Here is a 12,595-nt window from a genome sequence, read left to right as displayed (position 1 = left end):
GACACCCGTGTCCGAAGAACACGGCAGTGAACGGGTGATCGCGGGCCGCTACCGGCTCCTGTCCCCGCTCGGCGAGGGCGGCATGGGCACCGTGTGGCGGGCCCGTGACGAGGTGCTGCACCGCGAGGTGGCCGTCAAGGAGGTGCGCGCGCCGGCCGGGCTGCCCGCGCCGGAGGTCGAGCGGATGTACGCCCGCCTTGAGCGCGAGGCGTGGGCGGCGGCGCGGGTCGCCAACCGCAATGTCGTCACGGTCTACGACGTGGCCACGCAGGACGGCCGGCCCTGGATCGTGATGGAGCTGGTCCGCGGCGTCTCGCTGGCCGAGCTGCTGGACGCCGAGGGCCCGCTGAGCCCGCGGCGCGCCGCGCACATCGGCGCCGAGGTGCTGGCGGCGCTGCGGGCCGCGTTCGAGGCCGGGGTGCTGCACCGGGACGTGAAACCGGCCAACGTGCTGCTGTCGAACGACGGCCGGGTCGTCCTGACCGACTTCGGTATCGCGATGGTCGAGGGCAGCTCCGCCCTGACGATGACCGGCGAGGTCATCGGCTCCCCCGAGTTCCTGGCCCCGGAGCGGGCGCTCGGGCGCACGCCCGGCCCGGAGTCCGACCTGTGGTCCCTCGGCGTACTGCTGTACGCGGCGGTGGAGGGCAATTCCCCGTTCCGCCAGAGCACCCCGCTCAGCACCCTGCGCGCGATCGTCGACGACGAGCTGCCCCCGCCGCGCCGGGCCGGGCCGCTCGCCCCCGTCATCGAGGGGCTGCTGCGCAAGGACCCGGCCCAGCGGCTGTCGGCCGAGCAGGCGGAGCAGGACCTGCGGATCATCGGCGCGGGTGGCACGCCGCGCGCGGACGCCGTGCGGGCGACCCCGTACTCCCCGACCGTGGCGGAGTTCCCGGCGCCGCCGCAGACCGCCCCGACCGCCCCGGTGCCACCGCCCACCCCGGCCCGGCCCGTCGGCGCCGCCCCTGCCTCGAGCACGGCCCCCGTCCGCCCCGGGCGCAATCGCCGCGCCGCCCTCACCCTGATCGCGGGCATCGCCGTCCTCGCCCTGGCCGTGGCGGGGTTGACGTACGGGCTCCTCAACCGTGGGGGCGACGGCGGCGACGCGGGCGGCAAGGGCACCACCGGCCAGGCGGGCGGCGGCACTTCGCCGCGGGAGACCGAGGGCGAGAGCGCCTCCGGTGGCCAGGAGAGCCCCGAGCCGACTCCGAGCGAGAGCCCTACGAGCGCTCCGGCTCCGCAGTCCGTGCGGGTGGCGCTGACGGGCGCGAACCTGGAGTACTCCGGGGCGTGTCCGCCGCCGAGCGGCCAGGCGCCCGCCTTCACGGCGACGTTCACGGTGGGGCGGCTGCCGGCGCAGGTCACCTATCGCTGGGTGTCCAGGGACGGCGACGTGATGGATCAGGGCTGGAAGACCCTGTCGTTCCCGCAGGGCGGGGGGCGGACCAAGCAGGACCGGGCGTTCGTGACGACGTACGACGACTCCGGGACCTTCGAGAACGAGATCAGTGTCGAGGTCAGTGATCCGGTGCAGACGAAGTCCAACTCGGTCCCGTTCTCGGTGACATGTGAGACGGAGACCCCGACGGGCGGGGTCTCGCCCACGCCTACCGAGTCACCGGACTCCTGAGGTTCACGCCGCGCTGTTCAGCACCGGCAGATATCCACCCGACTGGCCCGCGGCCGTCGGGTGGTACGACTCCGGGATGTTGAGCCAGTTGACGGCGTGCATCCACGAGCTGCCGGAGCAGATCTCGTGCCCGGTGAAGGTGGGCCGCACATCGCCGAAGGTGAACCCGTGGTCCAGGGCGCGTTTCTCGGTGGCGGCGTCGATGTAGTCGGCGGCGTCGTTGAGCGCCCGGCGCTTGGTCTCGGACAGGCCCAGGCATCCGGAGACGCCCAGCTTGTAGAAGCGTGGGTAGCCGAGCACGACCACATGGGCGAGCGGGGCCTTGGCGCGGATGGCCGAGTAGACGGCGTCGAGCCGGCCGGGCAGCGTCGAGTCGACGAACGCCTTGGCGGTGTTGATCCGGGAGACACAGGCGCTGTCGCCCTGCAGCACACAGGTCGTCATGATGTCGGCGAAACCGGCGTCGTTGCCGCCGATCGTGATGGACACCAGGGCGGTACTGGAGCTGAGCGGGCCGAGCTGGTGGGCGGTCACATCACCCGTTTGAGCGCCCGAGCAGGCCGTGAAGTCGAACGACGAGGGTGAATTCGCGGCGGCCCACAGGTAGGGGTACGCCTTCGTGCTGCGCTTGCAGTCGCCGCTGGAGCCGAGGTAGCCGCCCGCGCCGAGGCCCGAGGAGTAGGAGTCGCCGAGCGCCACATAGCCGCCGGTTGCGGCGGTGTCGGCGGCCTGCGCGGTGGCGGCCCCGGTGAGGGCGGTGCCGACGGCGAGGAGGAGTGAGGCGACGTATACGGAAAGTCGGGAACGTCTCATGGAACCTCCCTATAGCAGGATCACTGCCATAACCGTCGTACCAACTACGCGTGTTGACGGGAAGTGTCCATGCCAAGACTTTTCCGGGCATCGCGCACCCCATCCTGTGGGTTCGCCATGCGTTGGATTTCGTGCTCATGACAAGCTTGTTGACAGGCCGTCAACTCCCTTGTCCGTCACGACCGGACCACAGATCCTTTACGACGCATGCACCCCCACATGCACCCCCACATGTGCGCGCACCACATGCGCACCGCCTTGAGGAGGACTCCCTCGTAATGGCACAACTGCGCAGCAACAAACTCCGGTTCGCCGCGATATCCGGCCTGGCGACCGCCGCCCTCGTCGGCTCCCTCACCTCCCTCCCCGCCCACGCCGCCCCGGCCGAGGGCAAGGTCCTGGCCGCCGGCTCCCCCACCGCCGTCAAGGACAGCTACATCGTCACGCTGAAGCAGAACGCGGGCCTCAAGGCCGCCTCCGGCGCGGGCAAGAGCCTGATCAAGGAGTACGGCGGCGCGGTGGACAAGACGTTCGGCGCCGCCCTGAACGGCTACTCCGCCACCCTCTCCGCGACCGAGGCCAGAAGACTCGCCGCCGATCCGGCCGTGGCCTCCGTCGAGCAGAACCAGACGGTCCACCTGGCCGACACCACCCAGTCCAGCGCCCCCTGGGGCCTGGACCGCATCGACCAGACCTCGCTGCCGCTCTCGGGCACCTACACCTACCCGGACAGCGCGGGCAGCGGTGTGACGGTGTACGTCATCGACACCGGCGTCCGCATCAGCCACAGCGACTTCGGCGGCCGGGCCCGCAACGGCTACGACGCCGTCGACAACGACAACGTCGCGCAGGACGGCAACGGGCACGGCACCCACGTGGCCTCCACCGTCGCGGGTACCACCTACGGCGTCGCCAAGCGGGCGAACATCGTCGCGGTCCGGGTGCTCAACAACAGCGGCTCCGGCACCCTGGCGGGGGTGATCGCGGGCATCGACTGGGTGACGGCGAACCACTCCGGCCCCTCGGTCGCCAACATGTCGCTCGGCGGCGGCGCCTCCGCCTCGCTGGACACGGCCGTGCGCAACTCCATCGCCAGCGGCGTGACCTACGCGATCGCGGCCGGCAACAGCAGCGCCAACGCCTCCTCGTACTCCCCGGCCCGGGTCACCGAGGCCATCACCGTCGGTGCCACCACCAGCTCCGATGCCCGGGCGAGCTACTCCAACTACGGCTCGGTCCTGGACATCTTCGCGCCGGGCTCGTCGATCACGGCCGGCTGGCACACCAGCGACACCGCGACGAACACCATCTCCGGTACGTCGATGGCCACTCCGCACGTCGCGGGCGCGGCCGCGGTCTACCTGGCCGGCCACACCTCGGCCACTCCGGCCACGGTGGCCTCGGCGCTCACCGGCGGTGCCACCACCAATGCGGTCACCAGCCCCGGCAGTGGCTCCCCGAACAGGCTGCTGAAGCTCGTTCCGTGACCCACCCCCGCGCCATCTGAACCGCCGGTCCCCGCAGGCCCCACTCCTGCGGGGACCGCGTGTATGTGAACGGGATTCGAACAGTTGTCAAGGGGCCGTTCGCATCTTGACGGCCGGTGCGGCGCTGAGCCACATTGAAGCCCGGCATCCGGCGCTTCGGGGGGCAAAGTCGCCAATGCAGACCATACGTATCAAGGCACGTATCAAGACAGACTCGTCTCAGGACGCCGAGCGTGTGCGACCAGGACCGGGGAGGGACCTGACGCCGCTGCTCGCGGGCGCCGCGACGGCTGTGGGGGGAATCGGCGCGTACCTCGCGCTCGTCGACTCGGGCTCGCCGCTGCGCGGCCCCTTCACCCTGTTCTTCCTGCTCGCGGCTCCGGCCGGGGCCATCGCCGCCGCGCTGCGCGGGCTGGATCCCTTCGGCCGGACCGTGGCCGCGGTTGCGGGCGCGGTCGTCGTCAACATGCTGGTGACCCAGGGCATGCTGGCCGTGCACCGGTGGTCGGTGCCCGGCGGCGTCGTGGCCGTGACCACGATCAGCGCCCTCATTCTCCTGCTGGTCGCGCTGCGGCGGCTGCGCAGCCGTACGACGCGAAGGCGGACTGACTGACGTGGACATCAGCGTGTACCGCCCCGGGGAGCTCGGCTCCGCCGACCGGGCGGCGTGGACATCGATGCAGTCCAAGGCCCATCTGCACGGCTCGCCCGAGCTCGCCAACCCCTTCCTGTCGCCCGAGTTCGCGCTCGCCGTCGGCCGCTGCCGGCGCGGGGTGCGGATCGCGGTCGTACGGGAGGGCGGCGAGCCGGCCGCGTACTTCCCGTTCCACCGGACGGCGTCCGGCGTCGGGCGGGCCATCGGCCTCGGCGTCTCGGACGCGCAGGGGGTGGTGCACCGGCCCGGGTTCACCTGGGACGCCCGGGAGCTGCTGAAGGCGTGCGGACTCGCCGTGTGGGAGTTCGACCACCTGGTGGAGGGCCAGCCGGGGTTCGAGTCGGAGGCCTCCGGCAGCTACCCGTCCCCGGTCATGGACGTCGACCAGGGGTACGAGGCGTATCTGGCCCAACTGCGGGAGCGGTCACCGAAGTTCACGCGAACGACGCTCGCCAAGGAGCGCAAGCTGGGCCGGGATCACGACGGCGTGCGGTATGTGCACGACGAGCGGGATCCGGCCGCGCTGCGCACGCTGATGGCGTGGAAGTCCGCGCAGTACCGCAGGACCGGGCGCAGCGACCGCTTCGCGCACGAGTGGATCACCGGCCTTGTGGAGCGGCTCTTCCACACCCGCTCGGAGCCGTTCGCGGGGGTCCTGTCGGTGCTGTACGCGGGCGGCAAGCCGATCGCCGCGCACTTCGGGCTGCGCAGCGAGCGGGTGCTGGCCTGCTGGTTCCCGGCGTACGACCCGGCGTTCTCGAAGTACTCGCCGGGTCTGGTGCTGCATCTGCGGATGGCCGAGGCGGCCGCCGCCGACGGCATCGCCTACCTCGACCTGGGCCGGGGTCAGAAGGAGTACAAGGACTCCCTGAAGACACGCGAGCTGACGGTGTCGGAGGGGTGGGTGACCCGGCGTCACCCGGTCGCGTTCGGACACCGGGCACGCCGTGCCCCGGTCCGGGCGCTGCGCAACACCGTGCAGGCACGGCCGGAGCTGTTCGAACCGGCGGACCGGCTCCTCAAGCGCATGGGGAAGATCCGCTCGGGACACCGATAACTCCGGTCAAACCAACCAAAAATGTGAGGGCTCGTTCCAGCTCTTGCCATACAGACTCAATCATCAATACCGTCGTACATCTCACCCGCATCGGACTGTGGCAAGCGGCTCAAGGGGAGGGCTCAAGGCCGCGACAGTCCCGGCGCGGGGCGCGGTAGGGGGGTGCTCGGTGAAGGTGTTCGCACTTGCGACCGAGTCGTGCCGCGCGACCGGCTGCGCGTTGTGCCGCGGCCGGCCAGACATGCCAGCTCACCACACGCGTACGGGGATCCGTTCCGCCGTGCCGTGAGTGACACGAACCCCCCTTTCGAACCGGACACACAGCCGGGCCGCCCAGGGGCGGGCGGTCCACCGGACGAGAGGGACCTGACTCATGAGTTCTGTTCTGCGCCCGGCGGTCGCGGACCACGATCCGTCACCGGCCGGCAAGTACCGGCCCGTCTCCTCGCACCTGGCCATCGCGCCGCCGGTGAGCGTGGTGATCCCGGCCATGAACGAGGCGGAGAATCTGCCGTACGTCTTCAAGACCCTGCCGGACTGGATCCACGAAGTGGTCCTGGTGGACGGCAACTCCACCGACGACACCGTCGAAGTGGCGCGTGAACTGTGGCCCGGGGTGAAGGTGGTGCGGCAGCGCGGCAAGGGCAAGGGGGATGCCCTGATCACCGGGTTCGAGGCGGCCACCGGCGACATCATCGTGATGGTCGACGCGGACGGCTCGGCCGACGGCAACGAGATCCTGTCGTATGTCTCCGCCCTGGTCTCGGGCGCCGACTTCGCCAAGGGGTCCCGTTTCGCCAACGGCGGCGGCACCGACGACATGACGCCCATCCGCAAGCTGGGCAACTGGGCGCTGTGCACGGCCGTCAACCGCAAGTTCGGGGCCCGATACACCGATCTCTGCTACGGATACAACGCGTTCTGGCGGCACTGCCTGGACAAGATCGACCTCGACTGCACCGGCTTCGAGGTGGAGACCCTGATGAACATCCGGGTCGTCAAGGCGGGGCTGAAGGTACAGGAGATACCCAGCCACGAGTACCTCCGGATCCACGGCACCAGCAATCTGCGGGCCGTGCGGGACGGGCTGCGGGTACTGAAGGTGATCCTCAAGGAGCGCTCCAACCGGCGTGCCCTGCGCCGCAGCAGGAACCACTCACCGATGCTCGAATCGGTTCACTCGGTTCGGGGAGATGCGTCTTGAGCGGTCCCGACATCTCCGTCGTGATCTGCGTCTACACCGAGGACCGCTGGGAGGACATCCTCGCGGCGGTCTCCTCGGTGCGGGCGCAGGCGTATCCGGCCCTGGAGACGCTGCTGGTCGTCGACCACAACCGGGCGCTGATGGACCGGCTGGCCAAGGAGTACAAGGAAGCGACCGATGTACGGGTGCTCGCCAACGCGGGCCCCCGCGGCCTGTCCGCCGGCCGCAACACCGGTATCGCCGCCTCCTACGGCGAGGTCATCGCGTTCCTCGACGACGACGCCGTGGCCGAGCGCGACTGGCTCAGGCACTTCGCCGCGGGGTACGCCGACCCGCACGTGATGGCCGTCGGCGGGCGCACGGAGCCGATCTGGGCGTCGGGGAGGCGGCCGGAGTGGTTCCCGGAGGAGTTCGACTGGGTCGTCGGCTGCACCTACCGCGGCCTGCCGCGCGGGCAGGTGAAGGTGCGCAACGTCCTCGGCGGCAACGCCTCCTTCCGGCGCACGGCGTTCGACTTCGCGGGCGGCTTCGCCACCGGCATCGGGCGCGACGGCGACCGGCTGCCGCTGGGCTGCGAGGAGACGGAGCTGTGCATCCGGCTCACCCGGGCCCGGCCCGACGCGGTCCTGCTGATCGACGACCGCGCGGTGATCCACCACCGGGTGCCCGGACCGCGCGAGCACTTCCGGTACTTCCGTACCCGCACCTACGCCGAAGGCCTGTCGAAGGCCCTGGTGGCCCGGAGTGTGGGCGCCGGCAAGGGCCTGGAGTCCGAGCGCCGGTACACCACCCGGGTGCTGCCGGCCGGGGTGGCGCGCGGGCTGCGGGACGCGGTGCTGGCCCGGCCGGGTGGTGCGGGACGGGCGGGGGCGATCGTCGCGGGCGTCCTGACGGCGGCCGGTGGGTACGTCGTGGGCAGTGTCCGGGCGCGCCGGGGCGGCGTTACGTACTCGGTGGCCGGGATCGAGGGGGCACCCGGCATCGAGGGGGGACCGAGATGAGCGACCCGCGCGTGCCGATCCTCATGTACCACGCGGTCTCCACCGCGCCGAACGACGCCACCCGCGAGCTGTCGGTGGCGCCGGAGGCGTTCGCGCGGCAGATGGCGCTGATCGGCGACCTGGGTCTCACACCCGTGACGACGGCCGATCTCGCGGCACGTTGGCGCTCCGGCAGACCGCTGCCCGAGCGGCCGGTGCTGATCACCTTCGACGACGGCTACGAGGGCGTGCACCGGCACGCGCTGCCCGTGCTCGCCAAGCACGGCTTCGCGGCCACGGTGTTCGTCTCCACGGGCTGGCTGAAAGGCCCGCACGACATGGGCGGCGGCCTGGACACCATGCTCGACTGGGACCAGGTCCGTGAACTCGCCGAGGCGGGCGTCGAGATCGGCGGCCACAGCCACACGCATCCGCAGCTCGACCAGATCCCGGACGACAGGCTGCGCTCCGAGCTGATCCTGTGCAAGGAGATCATCAGCGACCTGCTCGGCACCGTCCCGGCCTCGTTCGCCTATCCGTACGGCTACTCCAGTCGCCGGGTGCGCGAGGCGGTGCTCGAGACCGGGTACGCCCAGGCGCTCGCCGTCAACAACGGCCTCGCACGGCGCCGGCAGGGCCCGTACGCCCTCACCCGCCTGACCGTGCGCCGCACCACCGGCATCGAGGAGTTCGGGCGGATGGTCGAGGGCCGTGCCATCGCCCGCACGTTCGCCCGGGACCGCGCCCTCACCAAGGGGTACGCCCTGGTCCGCAGAGCCCGACAGGTCCGCCGGAAGGCCAACCGTTCCCGTGTCTGACACGACGACCACGACCGAGCCCGCCTCGACCGACGCGACGGCGCCCGAGCAGTCGGGGCGCCGCCTTCGCCTGCCCGGCATGGGCAGGTCCTCCGGCGGCAGCCCGCTCTTCCGCAACGCCTACGCCCTGATGATCAACACCGGCGTCTCCGCCGTGCTGGGGCTCGGCTTCTGGCTGGCCGCCGCCCGCTACTACTCCGAGTCCGCGGTCGGTCAGGGGTCCGCCGCGATCGCCGCGATGAAGTTCCTCGCCGGGCTCACCGCGGTGGCGCTGACCGGCGCGCTGGCCCGCTTCATCCCGGTGGCCGGCCGCAGGAGCGGCCGGCTGATCTTCCGGACGTACGCGGGCAGTTGTGTGATCGTGGCGCTGGCCGCGGGCGTCTTCCTGCTGACGCTGGATCTGTGGGGGCCGTCGTACCGGTTCCTGAGCGGGCCGCTGAACGGGCTCTTCTTCCTCGTGGCCGTCATCGCCTGGAATCTGCTCACGCTCCAGGACGGCGTGCTGACCGGGCTGCGCAGCGCGGTGTGGGTGCCGGTCGGCAACACCGTGTTCTCGGCGGTGAAGCTGGGGCTGCTGGTGGCGTTCGCGGTGGCGATCCCCACCGCCGGGGTCTTCGTGTCGTGGGTCGCGGCGATCGCGGTGTCGGTGCTGCCGCTGGGCTGGCTGGTGTTCCGGCGCCTGGTGCCGCGGCATGTGAAGGCGACCGAGGACCACGCCGCCCCGCCGTCGCTGAAGGAGATCGGGAAGTTCCTGGCGGGCGACTACACCGGCTCGCTGTTCTCGCTGGCCGTGGTCTACCTGATCCCGGTGATCGTGGCCGCGCAGGTCTCCTCCGAGGACAACGCGTACTTCTACATCACGACCACCATCGGCGGCACGGTCAATCTGCTCGCCATCAACATGGGCGCCTCGCTCACGGTCGAGGGCTCGCACGACCCCGGGCGGCTGGCCGCCAACACCCGTGCGGCGCTCAGGCGCATGGCGCGGATCATGCTCCCGGTCTCCGCGGTGCTGTTCTTCGGGGCGCCCTGGATCCTGGGCGTCTTCGGCCCGGGCTACGCGGACGCGGCGACCCCGCTGCTGCGCTGGTTCGCCGTCGGCGCGCTGCTGCGGGTCGTCATGGAGACGTACTTCGCGGTCCTGCGCGCCCAGAGCCGCACCGCCGGACTGGCGTGGCTGCAGGGCCTGTTGTGCGTCCTGGTGCTCAGCCTGACGCTGCTGCTGCTCCCCCGTATGGGCCTGACCGGCGCCGGTGTCGCCGAGATAGCGTCCCTGTCGGTGATCGTCGCGATCGCCGCGCCCAAGCTGTACCGGACCGCGCGGGCGACCTCGGCCGAGGTCCCCGAGGACGCGGCTCCCGACGGCGACCTCGCCGACCTGGGGGCGCGCAAACGGGGATCCGCACGGGCGCTCGACACCGACACCCTCACCCTCGGCATCCACGTCGACTTCGACCACCTGGAGCGGCGGCCCGACGTCCGCCCCGGCCCGGGGACCCCGCCCACGGGCACCCCACGCATCCCTCCGGAACACCGGCCGGCCTGGGCACGCACCCCGGAGCTCGGGCTGCCGGTGGAGGAGCGGCAGGCGTCGACCGGGCCCGCCGAGGTGGACGCGCCGTTCGAGACGGACTTCGACGCGGGCGAGGGCGACGCGGAGCCCGTGGCTCCAGAGCGCGAGGAGGCCGTCGTACGGCCGGACAGTGCCGTACGGGAAGAGCCGCCCATGCCCGAAGAGCCCGTACGACAGCCCGAAGCGCCCGCGCTCACCCGGCGCGAGCGGCTGCTGCCCACCCGCCTCGGGGTGATCCTCGGCTGTCTGCTGACCGCCGCGCTGCTGCTGTACTGGGTGCCCGCGCTGCGGCTGGGCGAGAGCGACCTGGACGGCATGGGCGGGCTCGGGCTGATCTTGGTGCTGCCGCCGCCTACGCTGCTCGGTGCCGCGCTGCTGGCGGTGACGTTCGCCTCGCTGCTGTGGCTGGGCCGCGAGCACCGGGGGCTGCTGCTGGTCACGCTGCTGGCGACGGTCGTGTCCCTGCACGCCCTGCCCGCCCTGATCGAGACCGAGCCGCGGTTCGCGACGGCCTGGCAGCACCTCGGCTTCCTGGACTACGTCGACCGCACCGGCTCGGCCGTGCCCGACCTGGACGCGCGCTGGAGCTGGCCGGGCTTCTTCGCGGTGACCGCGTTCGCCGCGAAGGCGTGCGGGGTCGGCGACCTCACCGAGGTCATCCGCTGGTGGCCGCTGGCCATGCAACTGCTGTACCTGGTGCCGATGTTCCTGCTGGTACGGCACATGCGGGCGAGCTGGCGGGCCAAGTGGACCGGCATCTGGGTCTTCGTGCTCAGCGGCTGGGTCGGCCAGGACTACTTCTCCCCGCAGGGCTTCACCTATCTGCTGTACCTGACGTTCGCCGCGATCCTGCTGGTCTGGTTCCGCGCGCCACGCGTGATCTGGACCAAGCGGCGCCCCGGCGAGCTGGAGGTCGAGCCGACGGACCGGCGGCAGCGGACCGTCCTGCTGCTGGTCGTCACCGGACTGTTCGCGGCGAGCGTCCCCGCCCATCAGCTCACGCCGTTCGTGATGCTGGGCGTGCTGACGGCGCTGGTCCTGATCGGCAGGTCCGAACTGCGCGGCCTGCCCATCCTGTTCGGTGTCATGGTGACGGTGTGGATCGGTTTCATGGCCGAGCCGTACTGGTCCGGGCACTTCGACGAGCTGTTCGGCGGGGTCGGCGGCGTCGGCGGCAATGTGACGTCCTCCGTCTCCGGCCGTATCGAGGGCGGCAGCTCCACCCACAAGCTCGTGCTGTACACGCGGGTGCTGCTGGCCGGCGGTGTGATGGCCTTCGCCTGCTGGGGCTGGTGGCGCCGCCGCTTCCACCGCTACCGGGAGCGCTCGCTGCTCGTCCTCACCTTCGTGCCGTTCCTGGGCTTCGGCATGCAGTCGTACGGCGGTGAGATGGCGCTGCGGGTCTTCATGTTCGCCCTGCCGGGCGCGGCCCTGCTCACCGGTCTGGCGTTCTTCCCGCGCACCGGCGTCACCGCCAAGGAGCGCGACAAGGACAAGGTGAGCCTGGCCCCGCTGGCGGCGCTCATGGCGGGCCTGGTGCTGATGGGCGGCTTCCTGGTGGCCCGGTGGGGCAACGAGCCGTTCGAGCGGGTGCGGCCCGGCGAGGTCGCCGCCATGGAGTACGTGTACGCCCATGACGATCCGAGCCTCAGACTGCTGTGGCTGAGCAGCGACCCGGTCAACGACGTGACGCCGGCGATGCCGTGGGGCTCGCGGGACATGGAGAAGGTCTCGTATCTGCCGACGCAGGCGCCGGCCGACCCGGTGCTGGTGTCGGGCCTGGTGAAGGCGCTGAGGGACGCGGGCCCGAACTCGTATCTGATGATCAACGAAGGTCAGGTCACCTTCCTCCGGCTGGATGTGGGCTATTCGGCGACCTGGGAGGCGCGGCTGCTGCAGAACCTGGACAAGCGGCCGGAACTGAAGAAGGTCTTCGTCAACGCCGACGTGACGATGTACGCGCTGAAGAAGCAGCCGGCGGGTGAGGTGCCGAAGGCCGATCCCGGGCCGATCGGGCCGCAGGTGACCTGGACGCCGTGGTCGGTGGTCGGGGGCCTGGCGGCGCTGGCGCTGATCGTGCTGCTGATGGCCCGCGAGATCGTCCGGGTGGCGCTGGCACCGAGTGTGCGGCAGCTGCGGTGGCTGCAGAGCAGCTTCTGGTTCTCGCTGCCACTGCTGGCGGTGCTGCTGGCGTCGCTGGCGCAGCGGCTCCTGACGCTCAAGTAGCGGGGGTGGGGTGGCTCAGCGCTAGGGGGTGTTTTGGAAGTCCCGCACAGCACCCACGGCGCCCGGCACGCACCCTCGCCGCACCGGCCAAAGGCCCAAGTAGCTCCGCTACGAGGACCTTCGTCCGGCACGCCGAGGGCACGCACCGGACA

9 protein-coding genes are annotated in these 12,595 nt (G+C 71.3%); 8 read left to right on the top strand and 1 reads right to left on the bottom strand.

The window, feature by feature from the left end:
* Window positions 1–7: 7 nt before the first annotated feature.
* Window positions 8–1,630: a serine/threonine-protein kinase gene (locus ACP4J3_RS13350; RefSeq protein WP_426533775.1), complete on the top strand. Its 1,623-nt coding sequence runs from the start codon at window positions 8–10 to the stop codon at window positions 1,628–1,630.
* 3 nt (window positions 1,631–1,633) lie between these two features.
* On the opposite strand, the gene ACP4J3_RS13345 is transcribed toward ACP4J3_RS13350, so the two are convergent.
* Window positions 1,634–2,443, bottom strand: a complete 810-nt coding sequence (locus ACP4J3_RS13345) for an SGNH/GDSL hydrolase family protein (RefSeq protein WP_426533773.1) — start codon at window positions 2,441–2,443, stop codon at window positions 1,634–1,636.
* Window positions 2,444–2,721: 278 nt separating this feature from the next.
* Here ACP4J3_RS13345 and ACP4J3_RS13340 point away from each other — a divergent pair, with 278 nt between their 5' ends.
* The 7 genes from ACP4J3_RS13340 (at window position 2,722) to ACP4J3_RS13310 (ending at window position 12,443) form a co-directional block, all read left to right on the top strand.
* The gene (locus ACP4J3_RS13340; protein WP_426533771.1) at window positions 2,722–3,930 is read left to right on the top strand and encodes a S8 family peptidase; all 1,209 of its coding nucleotides are present in this window, start codon (window positions 2,722–2,724) and stop codon (window positions 3,928–3,930) included.
* A 175-nt stretch (window positions 3,931–4,105) separates the two neighbouring features.
* Window positions 4,106–4,543 (top strand): hypothetical protein, encoded by a 438-nt coding sequence (locus ACP4J3_RS13335; RefSeq protein ID WP_426533769.1) that lies wholly within the window; start codon window positions 4,106–4,108, stop codon window positions 4,541–4,543.
* Between the two features lies 1 nt (window position 4,544).
* Window positions 4,545–5,642: a GNAT family N-acetyltransferase gene (locus tag ACP4J3_RS13330; protein ID WP_426533767.1), complete on the top strand. Its 1,098-nt coding sequence runs from the start codon at window positions 4,545–4,547 to the stop codon at window positions 5,640–5,642.
* A 373-nt stretch (window positions 5,643–6,015) separates the two neighbouring features.
* Window positions 6,016–6,846 (top strand): glycosyltransferase family 2 protein, encoded by an 831-nt coding sequence (locus ACP4J3_RS13325; RefSeq protein WP_426533765.1) that lies wholly within the window; start codon window positions 6,016–6,018, stop codon window positions 6,844–6,846.
* Complete coding sequence (locus tag ACP4J3_RS13320; protein ID WP_426533763.1) at window positions 6,843–7,847, top strand: glycosyltransferase family 2 protein; 1,005 nt, start codon at window positions 6,843–6,845, stop codon at window positions 7,845–7,847. Before ACP4J3_RS13325 ends, ACP4J3_RS13320 begins: the two co-directional genes overlap by 4 nt.
* Window positions 7,844–8,644, top strand: a complete 801-nt coding sequence (locus tag ACP4J3_RS13315; protein ID WP_426533761.1) for a polysaccharide deacetylase family protein — start codon at window positions 7,844–7,846, stop codon at window positions 8,642–8,644. Before ACP4J3_RS13320 ends, ACP4J3_RS13315 begins: the two co-directional genes overlap by 4 nt.
* Window positions 8,637–12,443: a lipopolysaccharide biosynthesis protein gene (locus ACP4J3_RS13310; RefSeq protein ID WP_426533759.1), complete on the top strand. Its 3,807-nt coding sequence runs from the start codon at window positions 8,637–8,639 to the stop codon at window positions 12,441–12,443. Before ACP4J3_RS13315 ends, ACP4J3_RS13310 begins: the two co-directional genes overlap by 8 nt.
* The last annotated feature ends 152 nt before the right edge of the window (window positions 12,444–12,595 follow it).

This window comes from Streptomyces sp. UG1 (assembly GCF_049974585.1).
Taxonomy (GTDB): Bacteria; Actinomycetota; Actinomycetes; order Streptomycetales; family Streptomycetaceae; genus Streptomyces.
This window is presented reverse-complemented; position numbering and strand designations above follow the sequence as displayed.

Coding starts and splice junctions, on each gene's coding strand:
- ACP4J3_RS13315 (WP_426533761.1), top strand. CDS start 7,844: ATGAGCGACCCGCGCGTGCCGATCCTCATGTACCACGCGGTCTCCACC.
- ACP4J3_RS13335 (WP_426533769.1), top strand. CDS start 4,106: ATGCAGACCATACGTATCAAGGCACGTATCAAGACAGACTCGTCTCAG.
- ACP4J3_RS13325 (WP_426533765.1), top strand. CDS start 6,016: ATGAGTTCTGTTCTGCGCCCGGCGGTCGCGGACCACGATCCGTCACCG.
- ACP4J3_RS13345 (WP_426533773.1), bottom strand. CDS start 2,443: ATGAGACGTTCCCGACTTTCCGTATACGTCGCCTCACTCCTCCTCGCC.
- ACP4J3_RS13340 (WP_426533771.1), top strand. CDS start 2,722: ATGGCACAACTGCGCAGCAACAAACTCCGGTTCGCCGCGATATCCGGC.